This window comes from Nitrosospira lacus (assembly GCF_000355765.4).
Taxonomy (GTDB): Bacteria; Pseudomonadota; Gammaproteobacteria; order Burkholderiales; family Nitrosomonadaceae; genus Nitrosospira; species Nitrosospira lacus.
The window spans coordinates 2098380-2116088 of record NZ_CP021106.3 but is presented as its reverse complement, the minus strand read 5'-3'; the positions used below and the strand labels follow the sequence as shown (position 1 = coordinate 2116088).

Below are 17709 nucleotides of genomic sequence, written 5' to 3'. Positions count from 1 at the left end.
TCTATTGCTCATATGCTAACAATCTAGCCAGTGCAGCTTTTCTCCCCAGGATAAAATCACCGTAGCTCGTGTTCCGCTCAATCTCAGCTCTACTGAGTTGCGGCCCTCTGTTGTATCTTGTTCCGGTAATTCTAATGACTGTATCTTCGTTCGCCACTATATGCGGGAAGTCTAGGCGCTTTAGCTGCGCGAGGTGTCGTGACACGATTTCTATATTAAAGCTTTCATTGCTTTCCAGACAGTGACCAAGTTCTTCATATTTCTCGGACGAAAGATTATTCGGGTCGAACCCCAGAGTCTCTGCTGCCCGCCTGAGCTGGATACTGATTTCTCCAAAAGATGTCATCTCCGGTTTTTTGGTAACCGTCAACGGTTCAAGAATTGGATCAGCCAGGTGATCAAATTTTCTTATCAAATAAGCCAGGCTATCTATAAAATCAGGGTCACCACCCACTTCAATCCATACCACGCCAGCCAAAAGGACGGGGGGCAAACCGTCGCGCCGAGCAAAACGCTTTATGATTGCAGCATGAGCTTCAACCCATAGATCTTTATAGCGTTTAAGAATGCCCGGGTCACCACCAAGCCATGTGGGCAATATTTTCCATTTGAGGGTTTTGCGTATATTCCACGAAAGACCATCATCGATACCGGGACACGAAATCATTGGACCTGGAGACTGACTAATCGACCGTGCAGTGGTACCCTGCTCGGAATTAACCAGCGTGGTTCCACTTACCGGTCCTGGATATCTGCTCCCCGCCATCTACGCCTCGCTGCCTTTGCGTGCGGCAACAACAATCCCGTCTACAGGCTTGCCTCCTTCCATCCGCAATACTGCTGCCTCTATGATAAAAACCGAAAATCGTGCGGCGGTTAGCATTTGGTTCAGGTACATCCGGCTATGACTATATCTACCGTGAGGCTCTATGCGGTAACCGTCCCGCTCGGTTTCACCCGTTGCCTCTTCGACCGTGAATATGAGTAATCCCTCCTCCTTAAGCGCGCTATATGCTGCAACAAGCGGAACTGCAAGAGACCCGAAGTAGCATAGGGTGTCCGCCGAAACAATCAGATCATAGGTCAACGGATGATCAAGCAGCCAGGCGGTTAATTCTGATCTCGTCAACTCATCGTAGGTATTCCTGCCATGCGCCTTGGCAAGCATGCCTGACGACAAATCCACGCCAACCAGTCGGCGAACATAGGGAGCAATCAAGGGACCGCACAAGCCAGTTCCGCAACCTGCATCAAGAGCCATAAGGCGTTTCTCGGGCACTCCACAAGCGCTGGCCAACGCCTCGGCAATCAGATCAGGAGCACGGTAGGCAAGCTTTTCCAGCTTGGCATCGAAACTGTCGGCGAAACGATCGAAGGTGGATTCGACATACTCGTCTGAAGCGCGTGGAGGTACATTTTGTCCCGAGCATGCTGATAGCATGTGTTTTGCCACCGGACTTTCCGGTTCTTCAGCGAGCCATTGCCGGTAGACTTCAGCCGCTTTCTCCGTCTGCCCCAAGGTGTAATAGGCGATGCCGAGCAGCTTTCGCGAATCCGGATTGTGACGCATCAAGGTGATCGCCTTGCAGTACCAGGCGATTGCCTCTTTGGTTCTGCCTTGAGCCGACAGCAGCTTGCCCATGTTGTTGTGGGCATCGACGTGATCCGGATTTAACTCGATCGCCTTCTGATAGGCTGTGGCAGCTTCATCAAATCGCCCAAAAGCCTTCGACAAGGCACCGAGGTTATTGTGGGCGTTGGCATGATCGGGAGCCAGTGCGATGACTTTTTTATATGCATCAGTAGCTTCGGCCAGCCGCTCCATTTCCACCAGCACGTTGCCAAAATTGTTGTAATAATTGGGTTCGAAGGGATTTAACGCAATGGATTTACGGATAAGCTCGATCCCCAAGTCGCTATCGCCCCCCTGATGTAAGAGTACGCCTAGAAAGTGTTGCGCATCCGCAGAGTCCGGTGCGATATCTAGAACCTTCCGGTAGAGGGTTTCCGCCTCGGTCAAGTGCCCGCGACGGTGAATCTGCAAGGCAAGCGCTAGCGCATCGGGGAGACTCAGCTCCGAAATGGTCTCCCGCTCACTCTCGACTTCGTTCTGAACGTCAGGATGCATAAAGGTATACACCGCTATATGGTTTTCCGTAGGATAGGAATCAGAAAGAGATAAAACTCTCTTGCTTAAGTCATATCCCTATCCATGCCGGCTCTTTATTCGGCCAATCTGTCGATGTAAATCCCAGGACTGGAATCCGGAATTTCAATGACGTTTACAACTCGTTGATAGAACTCCAAGGAACTGGCCCCGCCTATCACGGCATATGCATAACCAGCAATCATCATTGAGTATAGACTAGAAAGTAACAGGCCGCGTCCGATGCCCTGTCCGCGTGCGGAGTCAATCACGCCAATGGGACCAAACATCCCACGGCTGGTGCTATCGTAACAGGCAAAACCCAGGATTGCGCCGTCCTCTATCGCGATATGGCACGAGATCGGCTGGTTAGCGAATGCGACGTCGCATTCACTCGCCCATCCCATATTGAAATGCTCACGAACCCAATTGACGATCTGATGCTTTTCATAGGCCATGGCACGGCGGAAATGTTTTCCACCGTTCCCTAAATTCGGTTCCTTGTCGGGTAAATCGTATAATTTAACTAGGAGATCAGGCAAAAATGAGGACTCCAAGCATTAATCGACGACAAAATCCAGGGAAGATCGTGACCCAGGCTTAATGATTGACCATGAGGCAGTGGTAGTAGCATCATCTCTGTCAGGCTGCTGAGTTCATAACTGCCAATGAGCCGACTCACCCCAGCGATTCAACATACCGTCGCCAATTTCTTACACAAACGAAACACGTCTGCTCAGTAATATTGTATTTGCGACAAATGTCATGGATAACCACCATCAGTTCCGCCTTCGCCCAATATCAATGACCCGCTCTTTGTTAAAACGCTTCTTCACAGCTGCCTCCAAATCAAACTGAACATGAAAACTTACTCAGCGGGTAGCCACATATTTCTTATCAGATCATTTTTACCGAGAGCTACCAAGAACCAAAGAATTTCGTAATATCAAAGCACACCTGCTTTGAAGTGTTATCTGTTTGAGTGACTTCAATAATTTCGTATATTTTATTTTCTCGATGACTCAGTACCTTAACTATGATTCGTGAAGATGGGTAACAGGTCTTGATCCAAATTTTTTCGGCAGCAATACCTTCCGCCGTATTTTTAGCATTTTCAATAATAATAGGATTATTGCACCCAATATCACCGTTCCCTTTAAAGGTGATGTGAGATAAGTGTTTTGGTAATTTTGCTTGAGCATCACATTGGTTTAGCGTACTGGCGACCGAGGACTCGGTTATAGAAACAAAAATCAATAATAGTAACGTTACTATTGGGTTTTTGAGTTTATTTTTCAGTATGTTATGGTAATATTTTTCCATATACACCCTTTTCATAAGCATTGCCTTCTTCGTTAGTTGGATCTCCCGGCACAGGATCATCCACCCCCCCGTCTTGTGCATCAGCCCAATGCGTCAATTCATGTAACAATGTAGCTCCTACTAAATAGACTCGTTTACCAGACGCATTCTTTACAATTCCTTTCCCAGCCTCAAAATCTTTTACCAAATCTTCATCTATTTGTAACTCATCAGAACCCCAAGAATAGCAGCCATATGCTTTTACACCAGCACATACAAGATTGGGCACTACTTTTATCGCCGGATTTTTTCCCCATTTCAACGCGTTCATAATCGTGTTCCGACTCGTAGCACCGGATAATTTCCGAATTTGCGAGATTATCGCTTTGACGTTGGCAACATCAGGCATGTTAACCCTAACGTAGTAATGGAATTTTGGATATTGTTTGATGGTGGCATCATCCATTTTCATAATTTTTTTCCTCCTTTGTGAGCAGTTCAACGATAACCAGCTAAAGCTGGTGGGTTTGGGGTAGCAGACTGAAAATCCGATCGTCTGAAACCTCGTTTGCGACCATCTCAAATATGTCCTTGCCGGGTTCGGACCGCCCCAAAGCCATCGATTCCTCTCAAATCATGCGAATGTAATCGAGTAGCTGCGTTTTTTAGGATAAATCCGCACGAATACGAATCTCTCCTTCATATACCATTACTGCATCTCCATAAATTTTTAATATTGCGACGTTGAAAATAAGAGAAAGGGGCGGCTTGCTCCCCCAAAATCAATCAAACCCATATCCAAACTCCCCATCCTTCACGCTCACCTGCACCCGCGTCACCGGCCTGCCCTCAACCATGTGCTTGAGGAATTCCTCGCTGATGCGTGGCAGCACAGTATTGGTAAGAATGGCATCGATCATCCGCCCGCCACTTTCCAGCTCCGTGCAGCGGCTGACGATGAGTTTCACTGTCTCGTCATCGTAGGCGAAAGGAATTTTGTGGTTCTCCATGATACGTTTCTTGATTCGGCCCAGTTGCAGCCGGGCGATGGTGCCGATCATCTCGTCATTCAGCGGATAGTATGGAATTGTCACCAACCGGCCCAGCAGCGCGGGCGGGAACACCTTCAGCAGTGGCTCGCGCAGCGCCTTGCCGAGTGAATCTGGGTCGGGCATCAATTCGGGGTCGCGACACATGCTCATGATAAGATCGGTGCCGACATTGGTGGTGAGCAGAATAATGGTGTTTTTGAAGTTGATGTGGCGCCCTTCGCCGTCTTCCATCCAACCCTTGTCGAATACCTGGAAAAAGATTTCGTGCACGTCCGGGTGGGCCTTTTCCATTTCGTCCAGTAGCACCACGCTATATGGGCGCCGCCGCACGGCCTCAGTGAGAACGCCGCCCTCACCGTAGCCAACGTAACCCGGTGGAGCGCCCTTCAAAGTCGAAACGGTGTGAGCTTCCTGGAACTCGCTCATGTTGATGGTGATAACGTTCTGCTCGCCGCCGTAGAGCGATTCGGCCAATGCCAAGGCGGTTTCCGTTTTGCCCACGCCGGAAGGGCCGCAGAGCATGAATACCCCAATCGGCTTGTTGGGATTATCCAGCTTCGCGCGCGAAGTCTGGATGCGCCTAGCGATCATTTCAAGAGCGTGGCGCTGGCCTATGATTCGCTGATTCAAGGTGTCGGCAAGCTTGAGTACTGCCTCGACCTCGTTCTTCACCATGCGGCCAACCGGAATACCGGTCCAATCGGCAACCACCGAGGAGACCACCTGGGCATCCACCGTGGGCATGATGAGAGGGGTCTCACCCTGGAGTGCATCCAGTTTCGTCTGGAGGTCATGCAACTCAGCCAGCAGCTTATGGCGCTCTTCCGCGCTCAGCCCGGCTTCATCCGCAGACGGAGTGGCGGGTACCGAGGCTTCCGCAGATCCGGTGGGTTGCGGTATCACGGGTGCTGCGTCTTGCGATGCCGCCTGCGCGGGGGCTTCCAACTTCTTGTCCAGCGCCGGGGGCGTGGGATTGGGGTTGGGATTCATGGCGGGGACTTCCGGCGTGTTCGTACTCGGGGGGGTGGCACCCGGCACTTTCACATCCACGGGCTTGCCACCCGCACGCAGCTTACCGCGCAATTCGAGTATGCGATCGACAAGCCCTTTTTCTTCCTGCCAGCGTGCGTCGAGACCCGCCAAGCGTTCTTTTTCCACAGCTAGCTTCTGCTCCACATCGCTCCGCCTTGCACCAACATCGAATCCGATCTCTTCTTCACGGCCAATGATCTCCAGCTCCGTCTGCAACGCCTCCATACGGCGCTGGCAATCCTCCACCTCGGCCGGGGTGGCATATTGGCTGATGGCCACCCGTGCGCAAGTCGTATCGAGCAGGCTCACAGCCTTGTCCGGCAACTGGCGAGCGGGAATGTAACGGTGCGACAATTTGACAGCTGCTTCCAGCGCCTCGTCGAGCAATTGCACGCGGTGATGTTTTTCCAGCGTCGAGGCGACACCGCGCACCATCAGGATAGCTTTCTCTTCTGTCGGCTCAAGTATCTGCACAACCTGGAAACGGCGGGTGAGCGCCGGGTCTTTCTCGAAATATTTCCGGTACTCCGCCCAAGTGGTGGCGCCGATGGTGCGTAGTGTGCCGCGCGCAAGGGCAGGTTTCAGCAAATTGGCCGCATCCCCCGTGCCTGCAGGCCCGCCCGCACCGATCAGCGTGTGTGCTTCGTCAATAAAGAGAATGATCGGCTTGGGAGATGCCTGAACCTCGTCGATTACCTGCCGCAAACGATTTTCGAATTCACCCTTCATGCTGGCACCCGCCTGCAAGAGACCGATATCCAGCGTAAGCAGCGAAACATCCTTCAGGGGAGGCGGCACATCGCCCTTCGCAATCCGTAGCGCAAAACCTTCCACCACCGCCGTCTTGCCTACCCCGGCTTCGCCGGTAAGGATGGGGTTGTTCTGCCGGCGGCGCATGAGGATATCGACGATCTGACGGATTTCCTCATCCCGGCCTGTTACGGGATCGATTTCGCCTTTGCGCGCTCTGGCGATCAGATCCACCGAAAACTTCTTCAGCGCCTCCTGCTTGCCCATCTGTGCTGGTGCTATCGCGCCACTCGCCTCCCCCGGCGCACTACCTGAGCCATCGGTTGCGCGTAAATGCTCTTCCGGCGAACCAGCGACAATTTTTGTGAACTCATCAGCCAGCGTATCTGGGCGGACACGCTCGAACTGGCGCGAGATGTTGAACAACGCATTACGCAAACTGGAGGTTTTGAGCATGCCAACCAGAAGGTGACCGGTCCTCACCTGTCCTTCACCGAACATCAGCGTGCCATAGACCCAGCCACGCTCAACCGCGTATTCAATATGTTCCGACAGATCGGAGATTGACGTGGCGCCGCGCGGTAGCCGGTCGAGTGCATCGGTGATGTCTTTGGCAAAGCGCGAGTTATCCAGTTCGAAATGCTTGAAGATGCGATGCAGGTCCGAATCCTGATTACCGAGGATCTGCTGCAGCCAGTGTTCCAGCTCGACATAAGGGTTGCCGCGCAGCTTGCAGAAGACCGTGGCACCCTCGATTGCCTTGTAGGCCAGGCTGTTCAGCTTGCCGAACAGCGCGACACGACTGATTTCACTCATGCTGCCTCCCCTTCCCTTTTATTGTCTTAGTCGGCCTGGACCGGCAATTTCGCACTACCGCGAAATCAGCCGCTCCGCATCCAGCTTCAAATCGGCTGCATCCGTAGCGGTCGAACGGGTGCCCAGCCAGGTGGTCCAGCCCAACCGTCCAAACTGGCCCAGGCAGACCTTTGGCACTTCGTCGTGTGCGAGTATGAGCTGCACATCCCACTCCAACTCAAAACAAAAATATTGTCGTACCCAGGCCACAAGCCGTCCGATCGCCTTTCCGCCCGGCAGGAAGCTCTCGTATTGGCTCAGAGCAAGCGGACCCAGCCGGATTCTGAATTTATGCTGCCGATCCCAGATTCGAGCACCAAGCACAGTCCCAACCCCCAATTGCGCGCTTGCATCCCCGGTATGGCCGACGGATAGCCGGGTTTGATCACTCGCCGGGATCCGCATCCAGTGGCCGGCGAACTCGTCTATCCCTACCGGCACGCGGAAGTAGGATGCAAGCAGTGCAACGATTCCGTCGCGGTTGCGCACCTGCCGGCCCAGCAAACCGGCGAAGAACAGCTTGGCGAAATCGCCGATCTCGTCACGTCCACGCATCCCGCTCCCAGCCAGACCGCCGAGCGCACCTACATAAACCGTAAATCGATCCTCGCGTGGCCTGTCCAGACTGACCGTCGGCCGTGCTTGTGCCCAAGCACGATAGAAGAGCATCAGAAAGCGATGGTTGAGCATATCCAGAAAACGCACGAAGGTGGCATCCCCCGCGTTTAACAGCCGCGCGCGGGCATACTCCGTGAGGTGCAGGGGCAGCGGGCCGTTGGGTCCAAGAAGACCAAAAAAACGAACCTCCACCCGCCCCGATCGCCCGTCGGCAGGCAGGTAAAACGATGAAAGTGAAGAAGGTGCAAATATCATCGAAGGCTCCTGAGCAAGCCTTACGGCCTCGTCAACGGGCCGCAACGCCGTGCCCAGCCTCGGCTTGTCTGGATGCAGGCACTCGATGCGCCGCAACGCCTGGAAAAAATCGAAGCTGAAAGGCTTATCCGCCAAGGCCTGGTAATAGGTCATAGGATCGAGCGTGCTCCGCATCGCGGCCTCCAGCGCATGATTTCAGCCCGCTCGACAGAAGAAAGAACGGTCTCCGTGAATGAATTGAGGGAAACATGACGGGCAAAAAACTGCTCCATTACGCTGCCGAAGAGGAATGCGCTGCCACCTTGGAAAGCGAGCTCTTCCAGATGCAGTTCAACCTCCAGCCCACGGCCGAACGTGATCGGACCCGGCATGGGCAACCGGCGCACCAAGGGTTTGACCGACACCTTTCGAACCCCTTCGATCTGTTTTTTTATGGCCGCTTCGGAACTCATGGCATACAGTTCCAGCATTTCGCGCAACGCTGCCGCACCTTCACGCTCCCCGGTATTCATCAGGGAAAGATAGTTGAGCGACAGATGGCTGACGAATTGCCAGGCAATTCCTCCGTTCCATATTGGCGAATAGGGTTTGGAAGGCCCTTTGACACAGCGAATAGTCTCCAGCGGCGCAGCACTGTCCAGGGTGAAATCCGTCTTACCCGCGCCCAGCGGCATCAGCAGGGGCAGATCGCGATTGGTGCATAGCGTGGTGATCGCCAATTGCCGAAGATCCCCGGAGTAAGGCGCCTCTTCAGGGTCGACCAGCGAAAGGAAAACTTCGCTGCCAATATAACTGGCCCGGGTACCGGTACGCTTTTGCCCGGACGATAACAGGCGTGGCTCGCGCTGCACGGTAAAATAGGCCTGCCGCTCCTGTGATTCAGTATGATAGGCCGCATAGAATGGGAGAAACACCTGTTCACTGTCACTGCCTACGCCGTATCCTGTTACGCTGCTGACTTCGAAGATCTCGAAATCCATCGGCTGCGTACGATCCGCGACAACATGATATTCATATGTATTATCGGTGAGATGGATACGGTCGGCACGCTTGCGGAAGAGATTGATCGCAGGCGTGCAAAAAAGGGAGAAATTCGCCTGATCGACCACGTTCTCCAGCACCGCATCACCACGCGAAAACAACAGGACAATTTCCAGCTCATCCCCCGCATGTTTTCGTACCGCTGTTCCCAATCCATCTATATCGATAAACAGGAAACGCTGCGGAAACGCAAAATATTCCTGCAACAGCCGATAACCCTGGAAGCCGCGCAGGCTGACGGGTAGAAGCGCTTGCTCATCACCATATCCTACCGGCTGAATGTTGTGCGCCGGCAGAAATTGATGCCAGGGCCAAGGCTGAACCGCCGGGGCCACCGCCACGCCCAGTGGCGCACCTAGACATAGTTCATGCAGCTTGTAGGCAACCTCATCACCACCCGACAAGAATATACGCAGCCGATCGAGACTCACCTGATTGAATTTCAACCCTGCGGTGGTCTTGATCCTGAGACGAATTCCACCCTTTACAGGTTTGGCCAGCGGCAATTTGTTGAGCGGCAAATCCGGCGCAAAAGTGAAGTATTCCGCATGGGTGACTTCAAGCGGCCAAAGCGTAATATCCTGTGCCGTGCGGAACTCGCACGCCGTGGTATCGTTTTTTCCCAGCTGGCTGCGCATGGAACTGCCGCAAGGAATGGGGAACCCCTGCGCAAGATTGGTTTCGGAGAGTTGCGGGCGGAACTGGGCGACCAGCATCGCAGGGGTGGGTGCCAGATAATTAGGATAGACAATCTCCAGCAGGCGCTGGGTAAAACGCGGAAACTCGGCGTCAAGTTTGAGTTGCACCCGCGCCGCCAGAAACGCCACGCCTTCCATGAGTCTTTCGACATATGGATCGGCGACTTCAATGCCATCCATGCCAAGGCGGCCAGCAATCTTGGGAAACTGCGCGGCAAATTCGGCACCCATCTCGCGCATATAGGCGAGTTCCCGATTGTAATGGCGCAGCAGGCGGGGATCCATTTATTGGTGCTCACAGTAACAGCAATATAAAAATCTTTGCTTTGACCGCAACATCCCGAAGCCAGTGGGAGAATTGGAATCAAAGAATTCTTTCATCTATGCGCCCCTGTTTCTCCAGAGCTGGAGGGCATGCATCCACCGCCAGGATTTACAGCTCTGACCGCCCCAGATCACGAATTTCCACCTGCCCCGTCTCAAGATCCACATCGGTCCGCAGCAGCAATTCCAATGGTACCGGGTATGCCCATAAATCCCCCCGAATCTGCACGCTGATCACGTTGTGACGTTCGAGCTGCAAATCACTCACCATCGCCTCAACTTGCAGGCTGGAGGGCGTAATGCGGGGCTCAAAGTCGATTATCGCCTGCCTGATCGAATGCTCCAATTCGATGATATCCAGTGTGGAGGCAGTTTCGCCGGAGAGTGCCGGAAGACCGAAATTAATGACGGAGCGCTCGGCAAATGGAAAGCCGGTGAAATCCTTGCTATTACCCAGTCTCGTGGTATTGAACAACCATGCGAGATCGCGCAGGACAGCCTCACGCAATCGGGCTTTAGTCATGACGCGCTCCCCGCGCAACTCCAGTTTTTTGTCCGGCTCATTATCGGCGAGGCGATCAAGCAGCGCCGGTTGCAACCGTTCCTGGGGGGTCAGATCAACCATGCTGTGAGGCGGCAGCCGGTTCTCCGGACTCTGCCTCTACGGGTCCGAGCATGATCTTGCGAATATCCATAAGCGGGCTTTCTCCCGCATCCGTTGCGAGCATTCGCTGCCCTAATCCATGATAAACATCAGGCGCGGCTTCGATCCAGACTGTTTTGCGCGCAAGCAGGAGTTGTCCGTCGTCACTTGTTTCCGACCCCGCATAGCGGGTAGGAATCAGTGCCACACTCTCGCCGCCATTATCGAACTCAAAATGTGCAGGCATCCACACCACATCCCTAAGATCCTCAGGTGCATCAATGAAAACTCTCCTAAGACGGGAAAAAGGCACCCAGTAATACCGTCCGTTGATGATGGCCTCGCATACCGGTCCCAGGCGGCTGTCGGCATCGATAATCCAGGTGAATGACTGTCCATCCAGAATACCGCTGGTCTCACTGGCTTCATCAAATGCCGCAGTGCGCAATTCCCCGGCTTCCCGGTGTTTTCCTTGCCCACTACACAGCAGGGATTCAATCAGCAACGCGAGCCATCGATCGGGCTGACCAAAAACCATTGGGGTCTTTTTCCCTTTGAACACCTGGGCGCGCAATACCTCGCAATGCAACGCTTCACGATAAGTCTGCACCATTGCCAGAGCTCCGGCATCAAGCTCAGCCACAACATTTAACTGGTTTAGCGCTCGTTCCCACTGTCCCATTACGGAAAGGAGCTGGAACAGGAAAATTCGCAGCTTGGAGTCATCTGGCTTGACGCGGACTGCGTCCTGAAGCTGCGCCAAAGCACTGAGGGGATCCCCATCACGTAAACTTTGCTCTGCGGCACTGGCCGGATTCATGGCAGACTTCCCTTGTTTAAGTGAAACGCATCAGGATATCTCGGCATCGAAAAGCATGCTGCCCTGTGGCAGCCCATCGGGTCCCTGCGGAACATATTCCACACTGATTTTTTGAAATGCCAGACTAAGTCTTTCGGAAAGGTCGCCACTCGACGAGAAGTTGCTGGTATCCACATCCAGGGCCGTGATTCGTCCCTTTTCAATGCTGATCTTGAAGTACTCGTGCGGAGTCCCACCAGCCTTGCGCACGGTAAGCACGGCTTTCTTGATCAGGTCGTTATTGCGCATTGCCGACATCAAGCCTGTCGATGCGCTATCCACTTGCTTGACAATGTTCAGCTCGTTCAAGGTGGCTTTCGGACTGGCCCCGCCTCCGCTCAGCGTTGTCTTCGCCTGCATGCCCCAGGACCAATCATTTACATCGATCTCATCCTTGTGATTCTCATCTTGCGCCTCGCCCTTGATCGCGCCCTGGCGGGCACTTTCAATCTTCAGAAACATGTCACCCTGGGCCATGATATTTCATCCGATGATTGATCTAAGGATTGGGTTAAGCAAAGACTCTCCGTCCAGGCTTTGTTTGGATGCCGCTAACGAAGCTGCATAAAACCACGCACAGACACAAAGCCTGCTTCCCCTATTTTGAAGCCAAGGCGTTCATTGCGACCAACGTCAGCCGGCAATCTGCTAAACGCTACTTGGCGGCGTTGCGATCTATGCCTTGACGTTGGCTGCGATTTTCCAACCCGCCTCGACAGCTGCATCGCCACTTCCATCCTCTTTCTGGGGTGTGTATTCGATCTTAAATTCGGCAAAATTAAGCGTAACATTTTCGGTGAGCCGGTCTTCGCCACCACTGCCGCCGGTCGATACTGACGAGATGAGGACTTCCTTCATTGTAATTTTAAGGTATTCAAGCGCCGTCTCACCCGCCTTGCGCACGGTCAGCAAGCCCTCCTTGAAGTGCTTGCCGTTACAGCAGGAAATGATGAGTGTCGGAGTACCCTTGTCTACGTACTTGGTAATGGACAAATCGTTCACGCTCACTTTGCCGGCGCCACCACCACTACCCATATGCGTGGTCCCCGATTGGCTCATTCCCCAACTCCACGCCAGTACGTCAGTCTCATCCTTATGCTTGTCATCGGTGGACTCACCCTTTACATCATCCAGCTTCAGAAACATGTCAACGGCCATGATTATCTCCTTGTAAAAGAACCCGTCTTTCTTGCTGTTCGCTTAATCTGCCCAAGACCTGCGGCAACAAACAGATAACTTGAGACTTCAAACGTTAAGCCTTCTTTGCGGAGGGCAGTTTGGATACCAGGCGTAGCGATACTGTCAGTCCTTCAAGCTGGTAATGGGGCCGCAGGTAAAATTTTGACGTGTAATAACCCGGATTACCTTCGACCTCTTCCACGACAACTTCAGCCGCAGCGAGCGGCTTGCGCGCCTTGGTGCTTTCCGACGAATGAGCAGGGTCGCCATCCACGTAGTTCATGATCCATTTCTGTAGCCATATCTGCATATCAGCGCGTTCCTTGAACGATCCGATTTTGTCGCGCACGATACATTTCAAATAATGCGCAAAACGGCAACAAGCGAATAAATAGGGTAACCGTGCGGATAAATTGGCGTTGGCGGTGGCATCCGGGTCGTCATACTCGAACGGCTTTTGCAACGACTGGGCGCCGATAAAAGCGGCAAAATCGGAATTCTTGCGATGCAGGAGCGGCATGAAGCCGTTTTTCGCAAGTTCAGCTTCCCGGCGGTCGCTGATGGCGATTTCAGTGGGACACTTCATGTCCACCCCGCCATCATCAGTGGGAAAAGTATGCACGGGCAGTCCCTCCACCGCGCCACCGGACTCGACCCCCCGAATGCGTGAACACCAGCCGTAAAACTTGAATGAACGGTTGATATTGACAGCCATGGCGTAAGCGGCGTTGGCCCAGGTATATCTGCTGTGATCGGCGGCACCCGTGTCTTCCTCGAAATCGAACTCTTCGACCGGACTGGTTTTTGCTCCATAGGGAATGCGCGCAAGAAATCGGGGCATGGCAAGGCCCAGGTAGCGAGAGTCCTCCGACTCGCGGAGCGAACGCCAGGAGGCATACTCCGGCGTAGTGAAAATTTTGGTCAAGTCACGTGGATTGGCCAGTTCCTGCCAGGAATCCATCTGCATCAGCGTTGGGCTCGCGCCAGCGATAAACGGCATATGGGCCGCCGCCGAGATCTTGGACATTTCGCCCAGCAGTTCGACGTCAGGTGGACTATGGTCGAACGCGTAGTCACCCACCATGCAACCAAAAGGTTCGCCACCAAACTGGCCATACTCCGCTTCATAGATCTTCTTGAACAGAGGGCTTTGATCCCAACTGGTCCCTTTGTAGCGCTTAAGCGTCTTGCCCAGATCGTTTTTTGAGATGTTCATGAAACGTATCTTCAGCATCTCATCGGTTTCAGTGTTGTTGATCAGGTAGTGGAGTCCCCGCCATGCGCCCTCCAACTTCTGAAAATCCTGGTGGTGAATGATCAGATTCACCTGTTCGGAAAGTTTCCGGTCAAGCTCGGCAATAATGGCTTCGATCGACTTGACCACATCGCGGCCAATGAGCTGGGTCTGCGCAAGTGCTTGTTCGGCAAGAGTACGGACGGCCTGTTCGACGGCACCTTTCGCCTCCTCGGATTTAGGCCTGAACTCCTTCTGCAACAATGAAGCAAACTCGCTTTCCTCCAGCTTTGGGACTTCGACCTCTGGGGCCTGTTGTTGCGTTTCCGCCATTATCTTCTCCTCTATTTCCTTGGACTCGTTGAATCAGTTTCAGGATGCGCCACTTTCGTCCGCTGGCTTCTTGCTGGCCGCCAGCGTCTGGAGCAAGGCGGGATCATTCAGAACTTTCGCTATCAGTTCCTCGGCACCGGTTTTGCCATCCATGTAAGTGACAAGATTGGAAAGTTGCTGGCGTGCCTGGAGTAATTTGTTGAGGGCATCGACCTTGCGGGCCACCGCGGCAGGGGAAAAATCATCCATACTTTCGAAGGAGATATCGACGCTGAGATTTCCCTCTCCAGTGAGGGTATTGGGGATCTGAAAGGCAACACGCGGCTTGATGGCCTTCATGCGGTCATCGAAGTTGTCGACATCAATATCGAGGAATTTTCGGTCGGCCACTGGTGGCAAGGGCTCCACCGGCTTGCCGGACAAATCGGCGAAAACGCCCATGACAAACGGAAGCTGAATCTTCTTTTCCGCACCGTAGAGTTCTACGTCGTACTCGATTTGAACACGAGGTGCGCGGTTACGCGCGATGAACTTTTGACTGCTTTGTGCCATAACCCTACTCCCCTTTCGAAAGATGATTGAGAACTATGCTGATACTCCCCGATGCATCATATTCTTTTCTGAGTTTTACTGTACCATGGTTTTAACTCTAGACGCTGCTGATCAATATGCAAGCCGCCAACCCATTTTAAATTCGTTTTTTTTATTTTGGGCTGACTCTTTCGCAGCTATTCACGCTTTCTTCGGTTCAAAGCCGGTAATCTGCTTGATCTGGCTCAAACTGTCCGGCGCAAGATCCTGGATAATTTCAACGAAATTCTTGGTCATAAGGCGCTGCCCTCGCCGGATAAATAGAGGTGCCGGATTGGCGGGTTCAGTCCGCTCGATGAACTCGCAAATCTTTTCCAGCATCCGCACAACGTCCTCGCGGCTATGAATCTCTCCGGATATCACCGGTACGGGATTACCGATTTTCCCGTCTGCTGAAGCAACAGCTCTTCCATCCACATCCATGAGCCTGTCCCTCGTTTCCAAATTGCTTCTGCACAACTGCACTACTGTGTTGAGCATATCCTGTAGCGATTGCAAATCTGGGATGAGATCGTAGCCCACTTTCTCACTCAGAAAAGTATATATCCCATTCAGGGATACCAGCGCATCGCGCATAGCCTGTACAGACGAAGTGTTTTCCGGAAGACGCAGGACTTCCTCAGCCTCGGCTTGAGTCGGCACTCCTTCATTGCTCGCGGCGTCAAACTTGCCTTGAATTATCAAAACGTCCCGTACCGACAGCCGTGCATGGCTACCGGTGCTGACGAAATTCACGCTACGAACATCACGAAGCAATGTATCTGGATCCCGCAGCGACTTCCCCAGCGACCCAAGCACATTAAGACGTGCGATTGGGCCTTCATCGGGATCGATACCAGGATGAACATTCTCCCAGTAATTAGTCAAGAGGCCGTGCAACAACTCCAAACCGGAGGCAAGTCCGCCCATGCCATCGCTATGAGTAAGGGCTCGCGTCAACAGCACGGCCACCCGCAAATCTTTAGTCCGGAACAAAAGCGCCTCGGCGCGCTGTCTGACGTCAATCCAGTTGGGTTCTTCCGCGGCAACAATAACTTCACCCGTCTGCCGCTCTGGCTTGCCCTGGCTTATTTGTTCAAGTGCCATGAAATCCGGATCATACTCAAGATCAGGTCCACAAGGCGAATCTGGCGCAATTGGCCCGAGCAATCTCTCAATTTCCATCGAACTGGGACCTCATTCTCGACCTCTGACTCCAAATATTCTAGCGGAATATTACGTGACTCAAAAAATCAAACGGCGAACCGTTTAAACCCATGGCGCCACGACCCAAATACACGATCCTCTAAAATCAGGATTTCGTCAATATTGTTCGCGGCGCAATGGTGATCATAATGATTTATGCACGGATGGCATCAATCAATGAAATCTTCGATCCAATGCATTATAAAAAGCCTTGATATGCTCTTTTATCCTGCTTGCTCCATCCCTGTCCTCACTGGCCAACTCATCCACCAAAGCCTCAATGCCGGGACGTTTCTGTTTCAGTTCGGCCACAACCTGAGAAATATCGGCAGGCTTATAGAAATCAGCATCAGCCAAGCCCGGCAATCCCGAAAAGAAATTCTCGGATTTTACCCAGCCAGCCAAATCGTAATCATAGGGAAAAACAATCCACTTACCATCGGCCTCGACAACTTTCATATTCCAGAGACCTCTCGACGCGCTGAGATCATCCGGGGAGATACGAATGATCCAGTCCCGGTTTCCGACAAGCGATTGAAAAAACATGATGCGAATAATACTCTTAGCATCAATCGGCTCAATCACCGAACCTGCTGCCCGCGCGTCCTTTTGGGCATCGGTAATGTTTGTGAAGATATAGGGCTTATCTGAATCCTGAAAAGGAGCATCCGCCCCACGAATCTCTTTCCCATCCGCCTGCTTTACAAATGTTTTGATGTCCTCCAGAAAAAAGCCCGGCATGGGCCGGTTCACGACAAAGCCGCTTGGCTGGGGCTCGACGGGTCCTTTGCCGGTGCTGGTATCAATGTAGCTGAAGCTCGCCGGAAAAACTTGAAAACCCGGGATGGAAAGATGTTCCTGAACTTTGTAGATCAGTGCCTCTCGATGCGGCGACAAGCCTCCCCAAACCCGGCGGAACCTCAGCGAGGACCCCGGCTTGCCGCCGCAATGCGTGCCTATTCCAATGGAACTCAACCCGTCAAAGAGCGTTCCCTTTGAAACTCTTTCACCCGTCGCCTGATTTTTTTCGAAACTCAGACTCATTTTCGGGAACGGGCACTCGGATGCGGACTGACTGGTATTTCCTCGCAACTCCACCTTTACAGGAAGATCATGCCTTCCAGTGCTATCCGTCCATGAAAGACGCCCGGGTGCCTCAAAATCCCTGATATCTTCCGGCACTTCCCGGTTCGGAATTGCTCGATGTTTCCACAAATCCGTAAAGTTGGTATTTAGATTGAAAACGATTTTCTCCTTAGTGGAGAAAAGCGGGGCCTTACTATGACCGATAGCTGGATTCTGTGCGTGCACCGGATATGAAGACCCGATGATTAGCGCGGCGAGCGCAACCCAGTTGATGAAATATTTTTTCATGGAACCTCCCCGTTTCGATCAAGAATTGTCAATGAATCTACTATTATTATGTAACGCCTAGACAGTCGCGTCAGGGTACCTGCCAACCTGCCGAATTTCGAATCCAACCGGATCCAGGCGTCATCACCGCGCATATGGTTACTTGCCGCCCCGGAGATTTGCGGTTGACTTTGCTGCCCGGCAAGCGCGATATCCTCATGAGGAGTCTCAGCGCAACACTTAAATCTCCTTATAGAAA

16 protein-coding genes are annotated in these 17709 nt (G+C 52.8%); all 16 read right to left on the bottom strand.

What is annotated here, in order from left to right; genetic code table 11:
• Nucleotide 1: 1 nt before the first annotated feature.
• A complete protein-coding gene (locus tag EBAPG3_RS09505) occupies nt 2-598 on the bottom strand; it encodes a hypothetical protein (protein ID WP_088475151.1) in 597 nt (198 codons plus the stop codon).
• A gap of 168 nt (nt 599-766) precedes the next feature.
• Nucleotides 767-2128, bottom strand: a complete 1362-nt coding sequence (locus EBAPG3_RS09500) for a tetratricopeptide repeat protein (protein WP_151898920.1) — start codon at nt 2126-2128, stop codon at nt 767-769.
• Between the two features lie 95 nt (nt 2129-2223).
• Nucleotides 2224-2688: a GNAT family N-acetyltransferase gene (locus EBAPG3_RS09495; protein ID WP_040851403.1), complete on the bottom strand. Its 465-nt coding sequence runs from the start codon at nt 2686-2688 to the stop codon at nt 2224-2226.
• A gap of 376 nt (nt 2689-3064) precedes the next feature.
• Entirely contained in the window at nt 3065-3469 is a 405-nt protein-coding gene (locus tag EBAPG3_RS09490) for a hypothetical protein (RefSeq protein ID WP_040851398.1), read from the bottom strand.
• A complete protein-coding gene (locus tag EBAPG3_RS09485) occupies nt 3450-3920 on the bottom strand; it encodes a hypothetical protein (protein WP_040851397.1) in 471 nt (156 codons plus the stop codon). Before EBAPG3_RS09485 ends, EBAPG3_RS09490 begins: the two co-directional genes overlap by 20 nt.
• A 310-nt stretch (nt 3921-4230) precedes the next feature.
• A complete protein-coding gene (gene tssH, locus EBAPG3_RS09480) occupies nt 4231-7098 on the bottom strand; it encodes a type VI secretion system ATPase TssH (protein WP_085922008.1) in 2868 nt (955 codons plus the stop codon).
• Nucleotides 7099-7152: 54 nt separating this feature from the next.
• Nucleotides 7153-8184, bottom strand: coding sequence for a type VI secretion system baseplate subunit TssG (tssG, locus tag EBAPG3_RS09475; protein WP_004177937.1), 1032 nt, complete (start codon nt 8182-8184; stop codon nt 7153-7155).
• Complete coding sequence (tssF, locus tag EBAPG3_RS09470) at nt 8160-10034, bottom strand: type VI secretion system baseplate subunit TssF (protein WP_004177938.1); 1875 nt, start codon at nt 10032-10034, stop codon at nt 8160-8162. Before tssF ends, tssG begins: the two co-directional genes overlap by 25 nt.
• A gap of 148 nt (nt 10035-10182) precedes the next feature.
• Nucleotides 10183-10698, bottom strand: a complete 516-nt coding sequence (gene tssE, locus EBAPG3_RS09465; protein ID WP_004177939.1) for a type VI secretion system baseplate subunit TssE — start codon at nt 10696-10698, stop codon at nt 10183-10185.
• Nucleotides 10691-11536: a type VI secretion system accessory protein TagJ gene (locus tag EBAPG3_RS09460; protein ID WP_004177941.1), complete on the bottom strand. Its 846-nt coding sequence runs from the start codon at nt 11534-11536 to the stop codon at nt 10691-10693. Before EBAPG3_RS09460 ends, tssE begins: the two co-directional genes overlap by 8 nt.
• A 30-nt stretch (nt 11537-11566) precedes the next feature.
• Nucleotides 11567-12052: an Hcp family type VI secretion system effector gene (locus tag EBAPG3_RS09455; RefSeq protein WP_004177942.1), complete on the bottom strand. Its 486-nt coding sequence runs from the start codon at nt 12050-12052 to the stop codon at nt 11567-11569.
• 198 nt (nt 12053-12250) lie between these two features.
• Nucleotides 12251-12733: an Hcp family type VI secretion system effector gene (locus EBAPG3_RS09450; protein WP_004177943.1), complete on the bottom strand. Its 483-nt coding sequence runs from the start codon at nt 12731-12733 to the stop codon at nt 12251-12253.
• A gap of 94 nt (nt 12734-12827) precedes the next feature.
• Nucleotides 12828-14321 carry a type VI secretion system contractile sheath large subunit gene (gene tssC, locus EBAPG3_RS09445; protein WP_004177946.1) on the bottom strand — a complete coding sequence of 498 codons (1494 nt, stop codon included), beginning with the start codon at nt 14319-14321 and terminating at the stop codon, nt 12828-12830.
• Between the two features lie 39 nt (nt 14322-14360).
• Complete coding sequence (gene tssB / locus EBAPG3_RS09440; protein WP_004177947.1) at nt 14361-14873, bottom strand: type VI secretion system contractile sheath small subunit; 513 nt, start codon at nt 14871-14873, stop codon at nt 14361-14363.
• A gap of 180 nt (nt 14874-15053) precedes the next feature.
• Complete coding sequence (tssA, locus tag EBAPG3_RS09435; protein WP_040852305.1) at nt 15054-16076, bottom strand: type VI secretion system protein TssA; 1023 nt, start codon at nt 16074-16076, stop codon at nt 15054-15056.
• Nucleotides 16077-16271: 195 nt separating this feature from the next.
• Nucleotides 16272-16838 carry a hypothetical protein gene (locus EBAPG3_RS15015; protein WP_151898919.1) on the bottom strand — a complete coding sequence of 189 codons (567 nt, stop codon included), beginning with the start codon at nt 16836-16838 and terminating at the stop codon, nt 16272-16274.
• Between the last annotated feature and the right edge of the window lie 871 nt (nt 16839-17709).

Excerpts from the sequence above, each read along its gene's own strand:
- EBAPG3_RS09500 (WP_151898920.1), bottom strand. The coding sequence starts at position 2,128 with ATGCATCCTGACGTTCAGAACGAAGTCGAGAGTGAGCGGGAGACCATT.
- EBAPG3_RS09490 (WP_040851398.1), bottom strand. The coding sequence starts at position 3,469 with ATGGAAAAATATTACCATAACATACTGAAAAATAAACTCAAAAACCCA.
- EBAPG3_RS09485 (WP_040851397.1), bottom strand. The coding sequence starts at position 3,920 with ATGAAAATGGATGATGCCACCATCAAACAATATCCAAAATTCCATTAC.
- tssH (WP_085922008.1), bottom strand. The coding sequence starts at position 7,098 with ATGAGTGAAATCAGTCGTGTCGCGCTGTTCGGCAAGCTGAACAGCCTG.
- tssG (WP_004177937.1), bottom strand. The coding sequence starts at position 8,184 with ATGCGGAGCACGCTCGATCCTATGACCTATTACCAGGCCTTGGCGGAT.
- tssF (WP_004177938.1), bottom strand. The coding sequence starts at position 10,034 with ATGGATCCCCGCCTGCTGCGCCATTACAATCGGGAACTCGCCTATATG.
- tssE (WP_004177939.1), bottom strand. The coding sequence starts at position 10,698 with ATGGTTGATCTGACCCCCCAGGAACGGTTGCAACCGGCGCTGCTTGAT.
- EBAPG3_RS09460 (WP_004177941.1), bottom strand. The coding sequence starts at position 11,536 with ATGAATCCGGCCAGTGCCGCAGAGCAAAGTTTACGTGATGGGGATCCC.
- EBAPG3_RS09455 (WP_004177942.1), bottom strand. The coding sequence starts at position 12,052 with ATGGCCCAGGGTGACATGTTTCTGAAGATTGAAAGTGCCCGCCAGGGC.
- EBAPG3_RS09450 (WP_004177943.1), bottom strand. The coding sequence starts at position 12,733 with ATGGCCGTTGACATGTTTCTGAAGCTGGATGATGTAAAGGGTGAGTCC.
- tssC (WP_004177946.1), bottom strand. The coding sequence starts at position 14,321 with ATGGCGGAAACGCAACAACAGGCCCCAGAGGTCGAAGTCCCAAAGCTG.
- tssB (WP_004177947.1), bottom strand. The coding sequence starts at position 14,873 with ATGGCACAAAGCAGTCAAAAGTTCATCGCGCGTAACCGCGCACCTCGT.
- tssA (WP_040852305.1), bottom strand. The coding sequence starts at position 16,076 with ATGGAAATTGAGAGATTGCTCGGGCCAATTGCGCCAGATTCGCCTTGT.
- EBAPG3_RS15015 (WP_151898919.1), bottom strand. The coding sequence starts at position 16,838 with ATGCCGGGCTTTTTTCTGGAGGACATCAAAACATTTGTAAAGCAGGCG.